Source organism: Thermodesulfobacteriota bacterium, assembly GCA_040758155.1.
Taxonomy (GTDB): domain Bacteria; phylum Desulfobacterota; class Deferrimicrobia; order Deferrimicrobiales; family Deferrimicrobiaceae; genus UBA2219.
Genome location: JBFLWB010000050.1, coordinates 1 through 19,803 on the forward strand (window position 1 = coordinate 1; position 19,803 = coordinate 19,803).

17 protein-coding genes and 1 tRNA gene are annotated in these 19,803 nt (G+C 63.4%); 17 read left to right on the forward strand and 1 reads right to left on the reverse strand.

Annotation, left to right across the window (positions count from 1 at the left end; translation table 11 throughout):
- The first annotated feature begins 80 nt into the window (after positions 1-80).
- From rpe to ppdK, 17 genes are all read left to right on the forward strand, one after another.
- Positions 81-758: a ribulose-phosphate 3-epimerase gene (gene rpe, locus AB1346_03090; GenBank protein ID MEW6719414.1), complete on the forward strand. Its 678-nt coding sequence runs from the start codon at positions 81-83 to the stop codon at positions 756-758.
- Positions 759-784: 26 nt separating this feature from the next.
- Positions 785-1,426, forward strand: coding sequence for a lactate utilization protein (locus tag AB1346_03095; protein MEW6719415.1), 642 nt, complete (start codon positions 785-787; stop codon positions 1,424-1,426).
- Positions 1,427-1,498: 72 nt separating this feature from the next.
- Positions 1,499-1,575 (forward strand) — tRNA-Pro (locus AB1346_03100).
- Between the two features lie 157 nt (positions 1,576-1,732).
- Positions 1,733-2,224: a universal stress protein gene (locus AB1346_03105; protein MEW6719416.1), complete on the forward strand. Its 492-nt coding sequence runs from the start codon at positions 1,733-1,735 to the stop codon at positions 2,222-2,224.
- A 258-nt stretch (positions 2,225-2,482) separates the two neighbouring features.
- The gene (locus tag AB1346_03110; protein ID MEW6719417.1) at positions 2,483-4,642 is read left to right on the forward strand and encodes an AAA family ATPase; all 2,160 of its coding nucleotides are present in this window, start codon (positions 2,483-2,485) and stop codon (positions 4,640-4,642) included.
- A gap of 28 nt (positions 4,643-4,670) precedes the next feature.
- On the forward strand, positions 4,671-5,435 hold the full coding sequence (locus AB1346_03115; GenBank protein ID MEW6719418.1) for a FadR/GntR family transcriptional regulator: 765 nt from the start codon (positions 4,671-4,673) through the stop codon (positions 5,433-5,435).
- Positions 5,436-5,534: 99 nt separating this feature from the next.
- Positions 5,535-6,110, forward strand: a complete 576-nt coding sequence (locus AB1346_03120; protein ID MEW6719419.1) for a 2-oxoacid:acceptor oxidoreductase family protein — start codon at positions 5,535-5,537, stop codon at positions 6,108-6,110.
- Between the two features lie 19 nt (positions 6,111-6,129).
- A complete protein-coding gene (locus AB1346_03125) occupies positions 6,130-6,477 on the forward strand; it encodes a 4Fe-4S binding protein (GenBank protein MEW6719420.1) in 348 nt (115 codons plus the stop codon).
- Between the two features lie 20 nt (positions 6,478-6,497).
- Positions 6,498-7,691, forward strand: a complete 1,194-nt coding sequence (locus tag AB1346_03130) for an oxalate oxidoreductase subunit alpha (protein MEW6719421.1) — start codon at positions 6,498-6,500, stop codon at positions 7,689-7,691.
- 64 nt (positions 7,692-7,755) lie between these two features.
- Complete coding sequence (locus tag AB1346_03135) at positions 7,756-8,709, forward strand: thiamine pyrophosphate-dependent enzyme (GenBank protein MEW6719422.1); 954 nt, start codon at positions 7,756-7,758, stop codon at positions 8,707-8,709.
- A gap of 355 nt (positions 8,710-9,064) precedes the next feature.
- Positions 9,065-10,054 (forward strand): tripartite tricarboxylate transporter substrate-binding protein, encoded by a 990-nt coding sequence (locus AB1346_03140; protein MEW6719423.1) that lies wholly within the window; start codon positions 9,065-9,067, stop codon positions 10,052-10,054.
- A 100-nt stretch (positions 10,055-10,154) separates the two neighbouring features.
- Entirely contained in the window at positions 10,155-10,637 is a 483-nt protein-coding gene (locus AB1346_03145; protein MEW6719424.1) for a tripartite tricarboxylate transporter TctB family protein, read from the forward strand.
- Positions 10,638-10,669: 32 nt separating this feature from the next.
- The gene (locus tag AB1346_03150; protein MEW6719425.1) at positions 10,670-12,184 is read left to right on the forward strand and encodes a tripartite tricarboxylate transporter permease; all 1,515 of its coding nucleotides are present in this window, start codon (positions 10,670-10,672) and stop codon (positions 12,182-12,184) included.
- 160 nt (positions 12,185-12,344) lie between these two features.
- Positions 12,345-13,286, forward strand: a complete 942-nt coding sequence (locus AB1346_03155) for an NAD(P)-dependent oxidoreductase (GenBank protein ID MEW6719426.1) — start codon at positions 12,345-12,347, stop codon at positions 13,284-13,286.
- Positions 13,287-13,347: 61 nt separating this feature from the next.
- Complete coding sequence (locus tag AB1346_03160) at positions 13,348-14,175, forward strand: TerC family protein (GenBank protein ID MEW6719427.1); 828 nt, start codon at positions 13,348-13,350, stop codon at positions 14,173-14,175.
- A 40-nt stretch (positions 14,176-14,215) separates the two neighbouring features.
- Positions 14,216-15,121, forward strand: a complete 906-nt coding sequence (locus tag AB1346_03165; protein MEW6719428.1) for a TerC family protein — start codon at positions 14,216-14,218, stop codon at positions 15,119-15,121.
- Positions 15,122-15,288: 167 nt separating this feature from the next.
- Positions 15,289-17,952 (forward strand): pyruvate, phosphate dikinase, encoded by a 2,664-nt coding sequence (gene ppdK / locus AB1346_03170; protein ID MEW6719429.1) that lies wholly within the window; start codon positions 15,289-15,291, stop codon positions 17,950-17,952.
- Positions 17,953-18,018: 66 nt separating this feature from the next.
- On the opposite strand, the gene AB1346_03175 is transcribed toward ppdK, so the two are convergent.
- Positions 18,019-19,803, reverse strand: a 1,785-nt coding sequence (locus AB1346_03175) for a gamma-glutamyltransferase family protein (GenBank protein ID MEW6719430.1), incomplete at its 5' end; no start/stop codon positions are given.

A 19,803-nucleotide genomic window follows, 5' to 3' on the forward strand; every position in this document is an offset into this window, starting at 1 on the left:
CAGGAACGTCCCGGTTCTGACGTCCCTGTTTTGATGTTACGATACCCGGAAAGGGAAAAGTGAAAGGTACGGGGAGCGCCATGGAATATTACATTGCGCCGTCGCTGCTGTCCGCCGACTTCGGCCGGCTCGCCGAGGAGATCCGGGACATCGAGAAGGCGGGCGCCGACATGCTCCACGTGGATGTCATGGACGGACGGTTCGTCCCCAACATCACGATCGGCTCATTCGTGGTCGCGGCGATGAGGAAGCTCGCCAAGGTCCCGCTGGATGTCCACCTGATGATCGTGGAGCCCGAACGGTACATCGAATCCTTCGTGGAGGCGGGCGCCGACATCGTCACGATCCACGCGGAGGCGACCCCGCATCTCCAGAGGGCGCTCGCCCGGATCCGGGAGCTGGGGAAGAAAGCGGGGGTGGCGCTCAATCCGTCCACGCCGCTGTCCGCGATCGAGTGGGTCCTGCAGGATGTGGACATGGTTCTTCTCATGAGCGTGAACCCCGGCTTCGGGGGGCAGGCCTTCCTGCCCGCATCGCTGGGGAAGATCGGGCAGCTCCGGTCTCAGCTCCTTCGCGCGAAGCCGGACGTGGACATCCAGGTGGACGGGGGGATCAAGGCGGACAATATCGGCGAAGTGGCGGCCGCGGGCGCGAACGTGATCGTCTCGGGCTCGGGGATCTTCGGCACGCCGGACTACGGCGAGACGATCGGGCGCATGCGCCGGAACATCCGTGCGGCGGTCGGCCTGAAGGCGTGAAGGCCGATCCCCGGGAAGGAGGCGACGTGGACCGGCTGGAGGTGGGTTTGTGGCATCTCGCGCAGCGGGGAAAGCGCTGCGTGGACGCTCTGCGGAAGAACGGGTTCGACGCGCTGTTCCTCCCCGACCGGGAGGCCGTCCGGTCCCGCGTGCTGCAGGAGTGCGGGACGGCGCTCACCATCGGCTTCGGCGGCTCGATGACCGTCGCGGAGCTGGGGATCCACGAGGCCCTCGAGGGGAAGGGAAAGCGGCTGCTGGACCACGGCCGCGTCCCCGCCGGGGAGAAGGCCGCCACCCGCATGGCGCAGCTCACCTGCGACCTCTTCCTGACGGGGACCAACGCGGTCACGCTGGACGGCTGCCTCGTCAACATGGACATGAACGGGAACCGGACGAACGCGATGACCTTCGGGCCGAAGAAGATCGTCGTGGTCGCGGGGGCGAACAAGGTCGTGGCCGACGTGCCGGAGGGGATGCGGCGGATCAAGTCGACGGCGGCCCCCCGGAACGCAAGGCGCCTGCAGCTTTCCACGCCCTGCGCTTCCACCGGCTTTTGCAGCGACTGCGACTCCCCCCAGCGCATCTGCCGCGTCTATTCCATCATCGAACGGAAGCCGCCGCTTTCGGACATCACCGTGCTCCTGTGCGGCGAGCCGATGGGGTTTTAATGGGGGTGGAGGAGGGCAATCTCCCTATTGACGACCCGGCGGGGCCGTTGGTAGGATAATCGTCTTTCGCGTCGGGATGTGGCTCAGCCTGGTAGAGCACCTGGTTCGGGACCAGGGGGTCGCTGGTTCAAATCCAGTCATCCCGACCATGCCTATCGGAGGGGCTGCGGGCGGCTTCGGCCCGCGCCCCTTTTTTCCTGCCCGCGCGGGCGCCCGGGGCGATATCGCTTGACAGGCCGGGGGCTTCGAACCGAATAATATTGTCCGTTGTCCGGGGAACGCCCGGCAAATAACAAGGAGGGCGGAATGTACAAGAATGTCCTGCTGCCAACGGATGGTTTGGGCAAGTGCCGGTTCGGCGTCTGTCACGGCGTGCAGCTCGCCAAGGGGATGGGCGCGAAGGTGACGGCGGTCTGCGTGACGGGGAAGCTCTCCTCGCAGGATATCCTGAAGCTGTACGACGTGAAGGAGCTGGCCAGCGCCTCCGACGCCGCCCGTGCGAAGGAAGCCATGTTGGGCGCGGACGAGACGAAGAAGGAAGAGGCGGGCGCGGCCCTCTCCGTGGCGAAGAAGATGTGCGACAGCATCGGCGTGCCCTGCGAACTGGCCCACCTCCCCGGAGAGAACCCCGTGGACGGAATCCTGAAGGTCGCCTCCGAGAAGAAGTGCGACCTGATCTTCATCTCGACCCACGGCAACTCCGGCCTGTTCGGCTCGCTGTTCGGGACGCTGGCCACCAAGATCATCGCGCAGTCGAAGGTCCCCGTCCTCGTGCACCATTGCGGCGGACCGAGCTGAAAACGCAGGCGAATATTCCCTCAAATCGCGAAAATATCCCCTAACCCTCCCGGCGGGAACGCGAAAAGCGCCGCCGGGGGGGCAGGGAAGCGTAAGCGGCGGGAATACGTAACTAATCGGAACCGTTGCTTATTCCCCTCTCCGCCAGTTTTCCCTTGACACGGGGGGGCCGGTCCAATAATATTTTGGTCGGACCATCTGTTTGTATTCAGTATACAGATTCGCCGCATCATACATCCCACGTCGAGGCGACGAACGGTGCCGAAATCCAAAGACGATTTTTCACTGAAAGTCACCAAGGCATTTATCGAGGATGAAGGGAAGGGGCTTGCGCGCCTGGATCCGGAAGATCTGGACCGCATGCACGCGATCCCCGGCGACTGCCTCCTGATCACCGGCCGCCGCGCCACGGTGGCCCGCGCTGCGCACGCTCCCCAGCATTTCTGCGGCCAGGGGCTCGTCCTGATGGACGGCATCACGCGCGACAACGCGCAGGTCTCGGTAGACGAGGAATGCACCGTCCAGAAGGTCCCCTACAAGCAGGCCGACAGCATCATCCTGGCGCCGGTCGATGTCCGCAGCCCGCTTCCGAAAGACCAGGAGATCCCCCATATCCGGCACCTCATTTCCGGCCTCCACGTCACCATGGGCGACCGGATCCAGATCACCATGTTCGGCACCCGGCCGGTGTTCTACATGGTCGAGGGCGCCAGCCCCCGCGGCGCCCTGCGGGTCACCGCGCACACGGACATCACCTTCCGCGGCACCGATTTCGCCTCCGAGAAGGCGACGCGGACCTCTTACGAGGACATCGGCGGCCTCGAGAAGGAGCTCGGACACGTCCGCGAGATGATCGAGCTGCCGCTGAAGTTCCCCGAGCTGTTCGCCCAGCTCGGGATCGACCCTCCCAAGGGAGTGCTCCTCTCGGGGCCCCCGGGAACCGGCAAGACCCTCATCGCGCGCGCCATCTCCAACGAGGTGCGGGCCCACTTCCTCCACGTGAACGGCCCCGAACTCATCCACAAGTTCTACGGGGAGAGCGAGGCCAAGCTCCGGGCGGTCTTCGAGGAAGCCCGGAAGAACGCCCCCGCCATCATCTTCTTCGACGAGATGGACGCCCTCGCCCCGAAGCGCGCCACCGTCGTCGGCGACGTGGAAAAGCGCGTGGTCGCGCAGCTCCTGGCGCTGATGGACGGCCTGGTCTCCCGCGGCGAGATCGTCATCATCGGCGCGACCAACATGCCGGAGCTCGTCGACTTCGCCCTCCGGCGCCCCGGCCGGTTCGACCGCGAGATCACCATCGGCGTTCCGAAGCGGCATGAGCGCCTCCAGATCCTGAAGATCCACTCCCGCAAGATGCCGCTGGCGGACGACGTCGACCTGGAGCGCCTGGCCGAGATCACCCACGGCTACGTCGGCGCCGACATCTCCGCCCTCTGCACGGAAGCCGGCATGGCGGCGCTGCGCCGCCTCATGCCCTCGGTCAAGTTCGAAGTGGACCAGAAGCCCACGTTGGACAGCAAGGAGCAGGTCAAGGTGACCAACGAGGACTTCATGACCGCCTACAAGGAGGTCGAGCCCACCTCGACGCGCGAGTTCATGAGCGAGCGGCCCAACGTCTTCTTCAAGGACGTCGGCGGGCTGCACCAGATCAAGAAGAACCTGCTGTCCATGATGCGGCTGCCGCTGCGGGGCCAGGCGCTGTTCGCGGAATCCCGCCTGAACCCGCCCCGCGGCGTGATCTTCTCCGGCCCGTCCGGGACCGGCAAGACCCTCATGGCGAAGGCCATCGCCGGCGAGATGGGGATGACGCTCTTCACCGTCGATCCCCCCACCCTGCTGTCGAAGTGGGTCGGGGAATCGGAAAAGGGGCTGCGGGAGGTGTTCAAGCGCGCCAAGCAGGCGTCGCCCTGCATCCTCTTCTTCGACGAGATAGAGGCCATGGCTCCGGCCCGGACGGCGGAGGATTCCGGCCAGATCTCCCAGCGGATCGTCAGCCAGCTCTTCCGGGAGCTCGACAGCCTCCAGAGCTCCCTCGGCGTCATGATCCTCGCCGCCACCAACCGGATCGACCTGATGGAGCCGGCCCTCCTCCGGGCGGGCCGCTTCGACTCGATCATCGAGTTCCCGCTTCCCGCGAAGGAGGAGCGCGTCGAGATCCTGCAGATGTTCCTGCAGACCCTCCCGTTCCGCTCCGAAGTCGACATCGACGCGCTCGCCGGGAACACCGACGGGTGGACCGGGGCCGATCTCGAGACGCTGTGCAAGAAGGCGGTCATGCAGGTCGTCGAGGAAGCGCTGGTCCGGGAGGAAAAGCCCGACTTCTCCCGCCTGACGATCCAGAGCGCGCATTTCGAGCAGGTGACCGACCAGACGGGCGCGGCCGCGACGATCAAGTCCCGTGCGCTGAAGCAGTAAGGCCCATTTCGTCCTCGGGGGAGCACGGGTGAAGAAGAAGTTAAGGCTCTTCAAGCCGGTCAAGAAGACGAGGGTCTACGAGGAAATCGTTGCCAAGATCAAGGACATGATCGACAAGGGCCGGTTCAAGTGCGGCGATCAGCTTCCCGTGGAGCGGGAGCTCGCGGAGGTTTTCCGCGTGAGCCGGTCTTCCGTCCGCGAGGCCATCCGGTCCCTCGAGAGCCAGGGGCTTCTCGAAAGCCGGCAGGGCAACGGCACGTACATCGCGAAGACCCCGCTCGAATCGCTCGTCAACCCGCTGGCCTCCGTCATCTCCTCCGAAAAGGACGGCCAGAGGGAGCTCTTCGAGATGCGCCGCCTGATCGAGTCGCAGCTCGCCTACCTCGCGGCGGAGCGGGCGACCGAGGAAGAGATCGACCTGATGGAAAGGACGCTGGCGCTCCAGGAGCGGGCGATCTCCGAAGGCAGCTCCGGGATCGAGAACGACAGGAACTTCCATTACCTGCTGGCGAGCGCGGCGAGGAACCGGTTCCTTCTCAGCATCGTCGACCACAGCATGAGCCTGCTGGTCGAAAGCCGGGACAATTACCTGCAGGTCGAAGGGCGGCCCGAGAAATCGATCCAGCGCCACCGCCAGATGCTCGAGGCCATCAAGGCGCGGGACGCGGAAGGCGCGGCGAATCTCATGCGCGAGCATGTGTCGGACATAGAGAGCAGCCTGTTCGAAGTGATGGAGAGAAAGCGCGGCAGGAAGAAAGAGGAGTTGAGCAGAGGCCGACAGGAAAGGAGGTGAACCCGGAAGTAGCCGTGAAGTTCGTATCAATCCGTAGACAAACGAAGGAGGAAGGACAAAATGGCAGATGTGTTTGAAGTAACGATTTGGTGCCGTGGCGTGATCCAGGACATGGAGGGTCGTCACCTGTCGCTGGTTCTCGCAAACGCCGCCGGCAAAACCGGCAAGTTCGTGCAGGCCTGGGACAACTACGCGGACCTTCCGGACCGCGTGCAGGTTCCCCTTCGCAAGTATGTCCGCGTCAGCGACGAAGAGATCGAGATGCGGTACATCTACGAGAACGACCATCCGCAGCTCGTCATCGTCATGGACGATACGATCATCAAGGGCATCGACATCCTCCGCGGCGCCCCCAAGGGAACCGCGCTCGTCGTCAATACCAAGCGGTCGGCGGATGAGCTCCTCGCCCTGATCCCGAACAAGGACGTCCTGTCGAGCTTCGTGTGCGTAGATGCCACCGGCATCGCGGGCGGCACGGGCCTCGAGAGCGTCGACTTCATGGGTTCGGAAGGCGGCGTGGAAGCCGTTTCGGTCGGCGTGGGCATCGCGGCTCCGCTCTGCGGCGCGGCGACCAAGGTTTGCGACAAGTTCCCGTTGGACAACGTCGTCGCCTCCGCGGCGAACAAGGCGGGTGTGAAGGAAGGCGCCAAGACCGCCGTAGTGAAAACTTTATAAGGCCTGGAAGGAGAAAAACATGAGTCCTCTGTATTGCGAGAAGTTCCGGATCCCCAAGCACCTCGAAATCGCCGACGGCGCTGTGGTTCCGGCCCCGGTTGGCGAGCAGCCGATGATGAAGACCGGGAACTGGCGGATCGAGCGCCCGGTGATCGATCACGAGAAGTGCACCACCTGCCTGAACTGCTTCATCTTCTGCCCGGACAGCTGCTGGCACCTGGATCCGAAGTCCGAGAAGATGGTGTGGGATCCCATCTACTGCAAAGGCTGCAGAATCTGCGTCGAAGAGTGCCCCGCCGATGCGCTGCGGCTCGAGAACGAACTGAATTTCAAAGGCGGCGTCGCCCGTCTTGATAAGCCTTACTAGATCCCAGGAGGAGAATTCACATGCCGAAAGAAGCTTACATGGCAGGTTGCGCCGCCACTGCAAACGGCGCCAAGTTGGCGAGAGTTGAGGTCATCACCTCGTACCCGATCCGTCCCTACACCGGCATCATGATGGAGCTGTCCAGAATGGTGGCGGCCGGCGAGCTGGATGCCGAGTTCATCCACGGCGAAGGCGAGCATGCCCAGGTTTCCGTGACCCAGGGCGCGTCCGCGGCCGGCGCGCGCGCGTACACCGGCTCCTCGGGCGTCGGCGTCGCGTACGCGATGGAAGTGTACTCCCCGATCTCCGGTGGCCGGTATCCGTGCCAGATGGCGATCGCAGACCGTGCATACGACCCCCCCGGCGACTTCGGTTCCGAGCACACCGACGTCAAGTCCGTCGACAACCAGGGGTGGATCCTCGGCTGGGCCGAGACTCCGCAGGAGTCCATGGACAACTGCATCATCTACTATCGTGTCGGCGAAGACCCGAAGGTCATGCTGCCGCAGTGGCAGGTGCAGGACGGCTATTTCGTGTCGCACATCCCGGGCAAGGTCAGCATCCCGGACCAGGCGGCGGTCGATGAATATCTGCCTCCGTACAACTGCCCCCACGCCCTGAATCCGCAGAACCCGACCAACCACGGCCCGCAGATCTTCCCGGACCAGGGGCCGGCGATCGACCTGCAGAGAGCGCAGGCGTTCCTGAACACCCCGAAAGTCATCGAGCAGGCCATTGCCGACTACAACAAGCAGATGGGTCGTGACTACCCGGTGTGGCTCGAAGAGTACAAGACCGACGGCGCCGACTACGTGTTCTTCCTCCAGGGCGCCCACTGCCGCACCGCCCGGTTCGCGGTGGACCACCTCCGCAAGAAGGGCGCGAAGGTCGGTATGGTGAAGCTCCGCTTCGTCCGTCCCTGGCCGACCGCTCAGATCTGCGAAGTTCTCTCGAAGTTCAAGGCCGTCGGCGTTGTCGAGTCGCAGACCTGCTACGGCGGCGCGATGAAGGGCGGCGAGCTGCAGCACGAAGTCCGCGCCTCCCTGTATGACTCTCCGAAGCAGCCGGCCTGCTGCTCGTTCATGGCCGGTCTGGGCGGCGAAGTCATCTCCCTCGAGGAGTTCTACAACATGGCGAAGATCCTCGAGAAGAACGCGAAGCAGGGCAAGGTCGATCAGTACGTGTACTGGGTCGGCTTCGACAACGGGATCTAAGTAATCAACTCTGCGGATACGAATAAAGGAGTGATATAAAATGGCACAAATTCCGACTCAGGAAATGGAACTGATCAAGAACCTCCGCGGTGTCGACCAGAAGGAGTATTACGTTCCTGGTCACCGGACCTGCGCGGGCTGCGGCCCGGCTCTCTGCTACAAGCTGGTCTCCAAGGCCGCCGGCCAGAACTCGATCTTCCTCGGCCCGACGGGCTGCATGTACGTGGCGAACTGCTCCTATATGTGCACCCCGTTCGCCTATGCCTGGACGCACTGCCAGATCACGAACGGCGGCGCCGTCGCCTCCGGTATCGAGGCGGCGTACAACGTCCTGATCCGCAAGGGCAAGTACAAGGGCCCCCTGCCGAACATCGTCGTCATGGCCGGCGACGGCGGCGCGATCGACATCGGTCTTCAGGCGGCTTCCGCCATGATGTACCGCGGTCACGACGTCCTCTTCGTCATGTATGACAACGAGTCCTACGCCAACACGGGCATCCAGACCTCTCCGATGACCCCGTACGGCGGCAAGACCACCTTCACGCCTCCCGGGAAGATGATCCCCGAAGGCAAGAAGCTGTTCCCGAAAGACCCGCCGCAGCTCTTCATCGGCGGCCATCCCGCGCTGCACTATGTCGCGACGGCGTCGGTCGGTTACCCGGTCGACCTGATCAACAAGTGCCGCAAGGGCCTGAACTACAAGGGCCCGGCGTTCGTCCACATCCACTGCCCCTGCCCGAAGGGCTGGCTGTACGACTGCAAGGACACCGTTCGCGTCGCGAAGCTGGCGGTCGAGACCGGCTTCTGGACGAACTACGAATGGGAGAACGGCGAGTACACCTATCAGCACATCCCGAAGACGTACAAGCCGGTGAAGGAGTACATGAAGGGCCAGGAGCGGTTCAACCACCTGAACGAGGAGCACATCGCCAAGATGCAGGCGTTCATCACGGCGAAGGTGAAGGCCCCCGGGAAGCCGATCGAGATCCCGGTCCTCGGTCCCAGAGAAGAAGCGTAATTACGGCACGTCGGAGCGGAGGGACACGGGGAAACCCGTGTCCCTCGCTCGTGTCCGGAGCACGAATTTTTTGAATGCAAATTTGTCAAAATCGTCTATCCTTGCAGAAAAGATGGATACGGTCCCGGCCGGGTGTCCAGGTTGTCCCCTCCGGACGCATGGCCGGGACACTGCGCCTGAAGGCTTTTCGAGACGCCGCGTTTTAAGGGCTGTCCGGGGTAGCCGCGGGTCGGAGGATAGACGAACATCTCGCATGTTCGATCACATCCAGGGGATGCTCCAAAAGAAGGGAGGAGGCAGGTGTATGGGTTTTTGAAGTAGGCTTCAAAAAACTAACGCATGGGGGGTGTAATCCATGAGCGGAAGGTTTTCTGGGCTGAAGATTTGGATCGTTGTGGCTTGCTCTTTGGCGCTGGTATTCACCGCGGTCGGAACGGCGAAGGCCTGGGAGCCGAAGATGCCCGTCGAATTCATCATCCCGGCCGGCGCCGGCGGCGGCGCGGACGTCATGGCCCGGTTCATCGCCCCGATCGTCTCCAAGCACAAGCTCTCCCCCAAACCCTTCGTGGTCATCAACAAGTCCGCCGGTGCAGGGGCGGAAGGCTTCATGTACGTGAAGAGCCAGAAGGGCAACCCGCACGTCATCATCATCACCCTCGACAACCTGTTCACCACTCCTCTGGCGACGGGCGTTCCCTTCAACTGGAGAGACATGACTCCGGTCGCCCGGCTGGCGCTCGACTACTTCGTCCTCTGGGTGAATGCCGAAACCCCGTACAAAACCCCGAACGATTACTTCGAGGCCGTCAAGAAGACCCCCGGCAAGTTCACGATGGGCGGCACCGGCGCGAAGCAGGAAGACCAGATCATCACGGTCCTCCTCGAGCAGGTCTACGGCCTGAAGTTCAACTACGTCCCGTTCAAGGGCGGCGGCGCGGTCGCGGTCGAGCTCGTCGGCAAGCACGTCGATTCCACGGTCAACAACCCGGCCGAGGCCGTCAGCCACTGGAAGGCCGGGAGACTTCGTCCGTTGGCTCTCATCGACAGCGAGCGGATGACTACCCCCGACTGGAAGACCATCCCGACGCTGAAAGAGACCACCGGGAAGGACGTCGCTTACCTGATGCTCCGCGGCATCTTCATGGCGCCCGGCGTGAAGCAGGAAGAGATCGACTTCTACGTGAACCTCTTCAAGAAGGTCACCGAGACTCCGGAATGGACGAAATACATGTCCGATATGGGTCTGAAGCCTGCATACATCACCGGGGCCGATTTCGTGAAGTGGCTTGAGGTGAAGGAAAAGGATACCAAGGAACTCATGGCGAAAGGCGGTCTGTTGAAGTAGAAGTCCCAAGGGAAGTCGACGGACGGGGGGAAGCGGGTCATTCCCGCCCGCTTCCTCCGCCCGCTCCGCTTCAACATATCGGTCATGATGGGGAGGGAAGATGCGTAAGGCGAATGTGTGGCTTGCTGTTTTCCTGCTGTGCTTCGGATTGCTTATTCTCTACGACGCGATACGGTTGGGATTCAGATGGGATCCGGTTGCCGGTCCCGGCCCCGGATTCCTGCCGTTTTACCTGGCGATTGGCACGGTTGGCGGATCGGCCATCGTTCTCTTCAAAGGGATCAAGAAACTGAAGGAAGGCCCAGGTAAGCCGCTGATCCCGGAGGGGGGCCTGACGCCGATTCTGTGGGTCCTGATTCCGTCCACCGTCATGGTCATGATCGTCCCGATCCTCGGGCTTCACGTGGCGGCAATGGTTTACATCATTTTTTACATGAAGGTGGTCGGGAAGATCGAAATATACAAGTGCTTACTCGTGGGCTTTTTGTTCCCTGTCGCCCTGTATGTCGTTTTCGACAGGCTGTTCCTGATTCCGCTGCCCGGGGGGATGCTGGGAGATATGATTGCTCCACTGCTGGGATAATGCTTCCATTTTGATATTGGAGGGAGATCAACGTGGCAGAGAACATGCATAACCTGTGGTTGGGCATCAGCGTCGCGGCACAGCCGTACAACTTCCTGGTCGCAATGATCGGGTTGGTTCTCGGCGTGATCGTCGGCGTTCTCCCCGGCCTTGGCGGTGCGAATGGAGTGGCCATCCTCATCCCGCTCACGGTTGCGATGCCTCCCATAGCGGGGATCATCCTCCTGGCGAGCATCTATTGGGGGTCGCTGTACGGTGGAAGCATCACCTCCATCCTGTTCAACATCCCCGGGGAGCCATGGTCGGTGGCGGCCACGTTCGACGGCTATCCAATGGCCCATAGAGGAGAGCCGGGAAGAGCTCTTGTTCTTGCTTTCGTGTCCCATTTCTTCGGCGCGGTCCTCGGCGTCATCATGCTCAGCTTCTTCGCTCCGATCATCTCGGAATTCGCCCTGCGGTTCGGCCCCGCCGAAATCTTCGGCGTCATGATGCTCACGTTCAGCGCATTCGTCGGGCTGGGCGGGAAGGACGCCGTAAAGACCTGCGTTTCCATCTTCGTCGGATTCACACTGGCCTGCGTCGGCATGGATACCGTCACGGGTCAGCTCCGCCTGACGTTCGGGTCGATCGACCTGATGGGCGGGTTCAACTTCATCGTAGCGGTCATCGGTCTATTCGGCCTCGGCGAGATCTTCCTCACGGTTGAGGAAGGCCTTAAGATCGAAGGCAAGGCCGGCAGGATCACCTTGAAAGACATAGCGAACGGATCGCTGGAAGTGTTCAAGAACTACAAGGCGCTGGTTCTCGGCATGATCATCGGGTGCTGGATGGGTCTGAAGCCCGGCGGCGCCACTCCCGCTTCCTTCATGGCGTACGGCTTCGCCAAGCAGGGGGCCAAGGACAAGGATTCGTTCGGAAAGGGCGCTCCGGAGGGCATCGTCGCCCCCGAAGCGGCCGCTCACGGGGCCGGTACCTCGGCGGCCCTCCCCATGATCACCCTGGGAATCCCCGGATCCCCGACCATGGCCGTCATCATGGGCGGTCTCATGATCTTCGGCCTTGTGCCGGGACCGATGCTCTTCAAGGAACATGCCGATTTCGTCTGGGGCTTCATTGGAAGCTGCTGGATCGGGAATACCCTTGGCCTGTTCATCGTCATGGCATTCGCGCCGCTTTTCGCGGCGATCCTCAAGGTCCGTTTCGCGATCATCATGCCCATCATCGTGTACGTCTGCGCGATCGGCGCCTACGCCGTGAACAACCGCATGATCGACATCTATTACATGATCATCTTCGGAGTCTTCGGGTACCTGTTCAAGAAGCTCGATTACCCGCTCGCCCCCATGGTCCTGGCCCTCGTCCTGGGCGACATGGCCGAGTCGGCGCTGCGGCAGGCGCTCCTGATCTCTGGCGGAAGTCCTCTCGTCCTGTTCGCGCCCCCGATCGCGCTGCCGCTCATGATTGCAGCGATCATCATCTTTTTCTGGCCCACGATTTCCGATTTCCTCGCGAAAAGGAAGGCGAAGAGCAGCGTCGGACCGGGTTAAGGAAGGCGGCACCCGACATCGGCCGGAAAAAGGCCGATGTCAATGGAGAACCGTTCGTGGTAATATTTTTTTGCTCTGTGCCTGTCAAGGAGCGGTCTGGGGAATCCCGGTCCATCGGTTCCCCGGGCCGCTTCCATTATTAACTTAAGACTGGCGCGTCATGACGGAAGCGTCGAACATCCTGATCACCGGCGGGGCGGGTTCGTGCGGACGATACCTGGCGGCGTGGCTGCTGGAACGGGGCTATTCCGTCCGGGTGGTCGACAAGAACGTGGAGCCCGTCCGGTCGATAAAGAGCGATAGATTCACCGTCGTCCAGGGGGGGCTCGAGGACAGGGATGTCGTGAAGGCGGCCCTCGAAGGGGTGGACGCCGTCATCCACCTGGCCTGGTCCTTTTCCGAGGATCCCCTGGAAGTGCTGGAGCAGGACCTGAAGGGGCATCTCTACCTCCTGGAGGAGGCGGCATCCCGCAAGGTCCGGCACCTTATCTATACGAGCACCGCCGTGGTGTACGGAAAGCCCCGCTATTCCCCGATCGATGAAGGGCATCCCCTCCTCGTCGAAGAGGCGAGGAAGCCGCTTTACGGGATCGCGAAGGCCGCCGCCGAGAAGCTGTGCATCATGTACGGCAAGGCGGGAAAGGTCCCGTCCACCGTAGTCCGCTTCTGGTGGGCGTACGGGGAGGAAATCGGCGGGAAGCATCTGCGGGAAATGCTGAAGACCGCCTCTGCGGGAGACACCCTGTCGGTCCCCGCGGATTCCGGCGGCAGTTTCCTCCACATGGCGGACCTGGCGCAGGGGCTGGACCGCTGTCTCTGCAACGTGAAGGCGTTCGAGCGGACGTTCAACTTCTCCACCGTCTACGTCACCTGGGAGGAGGTCGCGGGGATGGTCCGGGACGTCACAGGCTCCCGCTCCGCGATCCAGTGCATCCCCAGGGAAAAATGGACGGGGAGCGCCTTTCTGGCCGATCCTTGGGAGTTGTCCGATTCCCTTGCGAGGGATCTCCTCGGGTACCGTCCCGCCGAGGCCCCCGCGGCGAAGGCATCACTGAAAGCGGCGATCTCGAACTGCTGGAAAGCGATGCGGAACCGAACGTAAACCCACCGTACCGACCGAATCCGTTCCCCGTAGCGGAAAACCGTGACGATGGAGGATTGGAATGTTTGATGCGAGTTGGCTGAACCTGTTTTCCTTCGAAAGCTTCCTGCCCCAGCTCCTGGGCGCAGGCGTCAACATGCCGTCCGAGATGCCGCCGGGCGCGATCGACCTGGGCATCTTGGGGTGGATCTCCTTCGACTGGACGTTCATCTCCGCGCTGTTGAGCATCATCATGATCGACCTGGTCCTGGCCGGCGACAACGCCGTCGTCATCGCCATGGCCGTGCGCAACCTTCCCTCGAAGCAGAGGAAATGGGGCATCATCCTCGGGGCGGGCGCCGCGGTCCTGCTGCGGGTCGTCTGCACCGCGTTCGTTGCACAGATGCTGAGAATCCCCCTCCTGAAGTTCGTCGGCGGCGCTCTGATCGCCTGGATCGCAGTGAAGCTGCTGACGCAGGGACACCAGGAGGAGAAGACGGGCGAGGCCAACAATCTCTACGAGGCGATCAAGCTGATCGTCATCGCGGACCTGGTCATGAGCCTCGACAACATGCTGGCGGTCGGCGGCGCCTCCAAGGGGAACGTGTTCCTGCTGCTCTTCGGGCTGGGTTTGAGCATCCCCCTGGTCGTCGGCACCAGCCATCTCCTCTCGTACCTGATGGACAAGTACCCGATCATCATCACCATCGGCGCCGCGGTCCTCGGGAAGGTCGCGGGCGAGATGATGATCACCGATCCGTTCGTCGTGAAATGGTTTGCTCCGCCCGTGTGGCTCAAGTACGTCGTTGAGGTCCTGTTCATCGTCGGCGTCGTCGTCATCGGGAAGCTGATCATGAAGAAGAAGAAGGCCGAGGCGGAAGCCGTGACCGCGGAAGTCACGGCCGAGTAAGGCCCATGTTTCTCAATGCCATATTCGATGGAGGCCTGTGATGTTTGACCTGAGTTGGCTGAACTTGTTCGGTTTCGACAGTTTCCTTCCCCAGTTGCTGGGTTCGGCTGCGCACGGCGTCATGGAGAAGCCGCCGGATGCGATCGACTTCGGCTGGTTCGGCTGGATCGCCTTCAACTGGACGTTCTTCTCCGCGGTCATACAGATCATCCTGATCGACCTGGTCCTGGCGGGCGACAACGCCGTCGTCATCGCCCAGGCCGTCCGAAACCTTCCTCCCAAACAGAGGAAATGGGGTATCATCCTCGGCGCGGGCGCCGCGGTCGTGCTGCGCGTCATCTGCACCGCCCTGGTTTCGCAGATGCTGCGGATCCCGCTGCTCAAGTTCGTCGGCGGATTGGCGATCTTCTGGATCGCGGTGAAGCTGCTCACGCAGGGGCACGAGGAAGAGCACGTCGAATCGGCGAGCCGCCTGATGGAGGCGATCAAGCTGATCGTCATCGCCGACTTCGTCATGAGCCTCGACAACATGCTGGCGGTCGGCGGCGCGTCGGGAGGCAACATCTTCCTGCTGATCTTCGGCCTGATCGTTTCCATCCCCTTTGTCGTCGGCACCAGCCAGCTCCTCTCGATGCTGATGGACAAGTACCCGGTCATCGTCACCATCGGCGCCGCGGTCCTCGGAAAAGTCTCGGCCGAGCTGATCGTCACGGACGCGTGGGTGGGGGGAATGATGAAGGAGGGCGTTTGGCAGCCGGGGTTCATTTCGAACGCCCTCTTCGGCGGCCAGCCGACCCCTTCCTGGTTCATCTACACCGTTGACGTCATCTTCATCGTCGCCGTCATCGGTCTCGGCAAGTATCTCGTGAAGCAAAAAAAGGCCCGGGCCGAGGGCGTAGCGGCGGCGACCCTGGCGGCCCAGACCAGCAAGGCGCCGAAGGAATAACGCGGTAATTCCGGAAGAGGCGGCGGGCGGGGCAAAGCGCGTCTCGCCGGCTCGTCGGAAGAAGCGGGGCGGAAGGGAGCTTCCCCAGGGAAGTGGTTCCTTTCGCCCCGTTTTTCTTTATAATGATGGCATCTGTAAACCAACCATGCCTCTCTCGGAGGGCAGTGATGGCTAAGCGCGCGAAAAAGTACGTGTATTTCTTCGGAAGCGGGAAGGCGGACGGGACCGGGACGATGAAGGAGCTGCTGGGCGGCAAGGGGGCGGGGCTCGCCAACATGACGCGCCTGAAGATCCCGGTGCCCGCCGGGTTCACCATCACCACCGAGGCGTGCAACGAATATTTCGAGAACAAAAAGAAGTATCCTCCCGGCATGTGGGACCAGGTCCTCGAAAACCTGAAGAAGGTCGAGGCGGCGATGGGGATGAAGTTCGGCGGCGCGAAGGACCCGCTCCTGCTCTCGGTCCGCTCCGGCTCGAAGTTCTCCATGCCCGGCATGATGGACACCGTCCTGAATCTCGGGATGAACGAGACGACCATGAAGGCGCTTGCCGCGAAGACGGGCAACGAGCGGTTCGTCCTCGACACCTACCGGCGGCTGATCACCATGTTCGGCTCCACCGTCATGGGGATCGAGCGGTCGCTCTTCGAGAAAGCGCTCGAGGAGATGAAGGCGAACCGGGGGGCGAAGCTCGACACGGAGCTTCTGGCCGGCGACCTGCGGGAGCTCGTCCAGACGTTCAAGGGGATCTTCGCGAAGCAGACGGGCAGGGAGTTCCCCGACGACCCGATCCAGCAGCTCAAGCTCGCCGTCAACGCGGTGTTCGGCTCCTGGTTCTCCGACCGCGCGACCACCTACCGGAAGCTCAACAACATCCCGCACGACCTCGGGACGGCGTGCAACGTCCAGGCGATGGTCTTCGGGAACATGGGGGAGAGCTCGGGGACGGGCGTCGGCTTCACCCGCGATCCCTCCACCGGCCAGAAGCGGTTCTTCGCGGAATACCTTTCCAACGCGCAGGGCGAGGACGTCGTGGCGGGGATCCGGACCCCCCTCCACATCGACGAGCTGAAGAAGACGCTGCCCGCGGTCTACAGGGAGCTCGAGCAGATCTACCGGAAGCTCGAGGCCCATTACAGGGACATGCTCGACATCGAGTTCACCGTCCAGGACGGGAAGCTCTACATGTTGCAGACCCGCGTCGGGAAACGGACCGCCGCCGCCTCCCTGAAGATCGCGATCGACATGGTCCAGGAGAAGCTGATCGATAAAAAGACCGCCATCCTGCGGATCGACCCGGAGCAGCTCGAGCGGCTCATGCACCCGTCGTTCGACCCGAAGGCGAAGGTCCAGGTCATCGCCAAGGGGCTTCCGGCCTCCCCTGGCGCCGCGGTCGGGAAGGTCGTGTTCACCGCGGAGGACGCCGAGCAGTGGAAGAACCGCGGGGAGAAAGTCGTACTCGTCCGCACCGAGACCTCGCCGGAGGACATCGGCGGGATGCACGCGGCCCAGGGGATCCTCACCGCCCGGGGCGGGATGACCTCCCACGCGGCCGTGGTGGCGCGGGGTATGGGGAAATGCTGCGTGGCCGGCTGCACCGCGGTCCACATCGAGGAGTCCGTGAAGGTCATGACCATCGGGCCGCACACGTTCCGGGAAGGGGACATCATCACCCTGAACGGCTCGACCGGAGAGGTCATCCTCGGCGAGGTCGCGCTCGTGCCGCCGGACTTGAGCGGCGATTTCAACACCATCATGAAGTGGGCCGACGAGATCCGCGAGCTCGGGGTGCGTGCCAACGCCGACACCCCGGAGGACGCCCGCATGGCGCTGAAGTTCGGGGCGGAGGGGATCGGCCTTGTCCGCACCGAGCACATGTTCTTCGAGGGCGACCGGGTGAAGGCGGTCCGGGAGATGATCCTGGCGGACGACACGGAAGGGCGCAGGAAGGCGCTCGCCAAGATCCTGCCGATGCAGCGCGAGGACTTCATCGGGATCTTCAAGGTCATGAACGGCCTCCCGGTCACCATCCGCCTGCTCGATCCGCCCCTCCATGAATTCCTGCCCAAGACACAGGAGGAGATCGAGGAGATCGCGCAGGACATGGGCGTGCCCGTGGAGAAGCTGAAGGCGCGGAACAAGGCGCTGCACGAGTTCAACCCCATGTTAGGCCACCGCGGCTGCCGCCTCGGCGTCACCTACCCGGAGATCTCCGAGATGCAGGTGCAGGCGATCATGGAGGCCGCCTGCGAGGTGGCCCGGGAGAAGGTCAAGGCCGTCCCCGAGATCATGATCCCGCTCATCGCCGACGTCCGCGAGCTGAAGGTGATGCGCGAGATGACGGTGCGGATCGCCACCGAGGTCCAGAAGCGGTACAAGGTCCGCGTGAAGTACGACGTGGGCACCATGATCGAAATCGCCCGAGCGGCGCTGCTCGCCCACGAGATCGCGCCGGAGGCCGATTTCTACTCCTTCGGCACGAACGACCTGACCCAGACGACGTGGGGTCTTTCCCGGGACGACGCCGGGAGGTTCCTGCCCATCTATGTCGAGAAGGGGATCTTCGAGCACGACCCGTTCATCACCCTCGACCGCAAGGGCGTCGGCATGCTCATGAAGATGGCGATCCAGAGCAGCCGGAAGATCAAGAAGGGGATGAAGATGGGGATCTGCGGGGAGCAGGTGGATCCCAACTCCATCGAGTTCTGCGACGAGATCGGGCTCACCTACGTGAGCGGCTCGCCGTACCGCCTGCCGGTCGCGCGCCTCGCGGCGGCCCAGGCTACGCTCAAGAAGAAGATGAAGGGGGGGGTCTCCAGGGCCTCCGTGTAACGCCTTCGGCGAAGGGCTCCCCCGGGAATCCCGGCGGGAGCCCTTCGCTCCTTTCCGTTCGCCTTCCTACCAGCCCATGGCGTAGCCGGTCTCCAGCCGCGCCGTCGCAACGCCGGAGAGCACGCCGCTGTCGGCGTCGAACCGGATCCCGAGCACCCGCCCGTGGGCCCATTCCCCGTTCATCTCCACCGTGTGCCCCTTCGCCCGCAGAGCGGAAATCGTGGTATCGGAGATACGGCTCTCCGCGTGCATCATCCCGGGATTCGCGCCGTGCGGGTGGAAGGAGGAGGGGAAGTGGCTGGTGTGGAACGTGGGCGCGTCCACCGCGGCCTGGAGGTTCATCCCGAAATCGACGACGTTCAGGAAGAACTGCAGCGACCACTGGTCCTGCTGGTCCGCCCCCGGCGTGCCGAACGCCATGTACGGCCGCCCGTCCTTCATCGCCATCGAAGGCGTGAGCGTCGTGCGGGGACGCTTTCCCGGCAGGAGCGCGTTGGGATGCCCGGGGTCCAGGGAGAACATCTGCATCCGTGTCCCGAGGGGGAAGCCCAGCCCCTCGACGACCGGCGAGCTCCGGAACCAGCCGCCCGAGGGCGTCGCGGACATCAGGTTTCCCCACCGGTCCGCCGTGTCCAGGTGCGTCGTATCGCCCTTGTGGATATCGAGGCCCCCTTTCCGCTCGACGGGCGCATACGCGGGCGCGTCGCCGGGACGCAGCTCCATCGAGGCGCGGGCGGGATCGATCAGCCCGCGGCGCGCCGCCGCGTATTCCTTCGAAAGCAGCGCGCCGAGCGGTACATCGACGAATTCCGGGTCTCCGTAATACCGCTCCCGGTCGGCGAACGCCAACTTGGCCGTCTCGATAAGGAGGTGGATGTATTCCGGCGTGTTGTGCCCCAGCGCGGCCAGGTCGTACCCTTCGAGGATGGCGAGCTGCTGCAGGAATACCGGGCCCTGGGACCACGGACCGCACTTGAAGACGTCGTACCCGCGGTATCGGGCCGTCACGGGCTCTTCGATCCGGGTGGCGTATGCCGCAAGGTCCTCCTTCCCGATCAGTCCGCCGTTGCGCCTGCCGGTCGAGTCCGGGAGCCGGCTTCCTTGAACGAATTCGACGATCCGTTCCGCGATCTCTCCTTTATAAAACACGTCGCGCGCGGCCTGCAGCGCTTCCCTGCGCCCCCTTCTCCGCTCCCGGTGCTCCGCATCCGCGAGCGTGGAGAACATCCGCGCCAGCTCCTCCTGCGTGTAGATTTCCCCCACGTCCGGGACCCGGCCTCCCGGGAGGAACGTCCTCGCCGACGAAGGCCAGTCCTGGAGGAACAGCTCCGAGCTCCGCTCAAGGGCCCCGCGGAGCCGGTCGAACATGGGGAACCCGCGCTTCGCAAGTTCGATGACGGGATCGAGCACTTGCGCGAGCCGCATCGATCCGAACCGCGACAGGGCGAAGATCCAGGTGGAGACGGCGTCGGGAACGGCGGCGGCCAGCAGCCCGTCGCCGGGGATGGAGTCGATCCCCTCCCTCCGGAATCCCTCGATGCTCGCTTTCCGCGGCGCCGGCCCCTGGCCGGAGAGACACACGACCCGCTTCTCGTCCGCCAGGTGGATGAGGATCGGAACCTCGCCGCCGATGCCGTAGATATAAGGCTCCAGCACGGCCAGGGCGAATCCCGTCGCCACGCCGGCGTCCACGGCGTTCCCGCCCTCCTCCAGGATGTGCAGCCCGATCCTGGAGGCGAGGTAATGGCCCGAGGTGACCATCCCGTGCGTTCCCATGATGACGGGGCGGGTGGTGAACACGGCCGGCGGCGGGCCGGCCAGGATGCTGAGCACGTCCCGGGTATCGCGGGA

Excerpts from the sequence above, each read along its gene's own strand:
- AB1346_03105 (MEW6719416.1), top strand. The coding sequence starts at position 1,733 with ATGTACAAGAATGTCCTGCTGCCAACGGATGGTTTGGGCAAGTGCCGG.
- AB1346_03140 (MEW6719423.1), top strand. The coding sequence starts at position 9,065 with ATGAGCGGAAGGTTTTCTGGGCTGAAGATTTGGATCGTTGTGGCTTGC.
- rpe (MEW6719414.1), top strand. The coding sequence starts at position 81 with ATGGAATATTACATTGCGCCGTCGCTGCTGTCCGCCGACTTCGGCCGG.
- AB1346_03130 (MEW6719421.1), top strand. The coding sequence starts at position 6,498 with ATGCCGAAAGAAGCTTACATGGCAGGTTGCGCCGCCACTGCAAACGGC.
- AB1346_03125 (MEW6719420.1), top strand. The coding sequence starts at position 6,130 with ATGAGTCCTCTGTATTGCGAGAAGTTCCGGATCCCCAAGCACCTCGAA.
- AB1346_03160 (MEW6719427.1), top strand. The coding sequence starts at position 13,348 with ATGTTTGATGCGAGTTGGCTGAACCTGTTTTCCTTCGAAAGCTTCCTG.
- AB1346_03145 (MEW6719424.1), top strand. The coding sequence starts at position 10,155 with ATGCGTAAGGCGAATGTGTGGCTTGCTGTTTTCCTGCTGTGCTTCGGA.
- AB1346_03135 (MEW6719422.1), top strand. The coding sequence starts at position 7,756 with ATGGAACTGATCAAGAACCTCCGCGGTGTCGACCAGAAGGAGTATTAC.
- ppdK (MEW6719429.1), top strand. The coding sequence starts at position 15,289 with ATGGCTAAGCGCGCGAAAAAGTACGTGTATTTCTTCGGAAGCGGGAAG.
- AB1346_03155 (MEW6719426.1), top strand. The coding sequence starts at position 12,345 with ATGACGGAAGCGTCGAACATCCTGATCACCGGCGGGGCGGGTTCGTGC.
- AB1346_03165 (MEW6719428.1), top strand. The coding sequence starts at position 14,216 with ATGTTTGACCTGAGTTGGCTGAACTTGTTCGGTTTCGACAGTTTCCTT.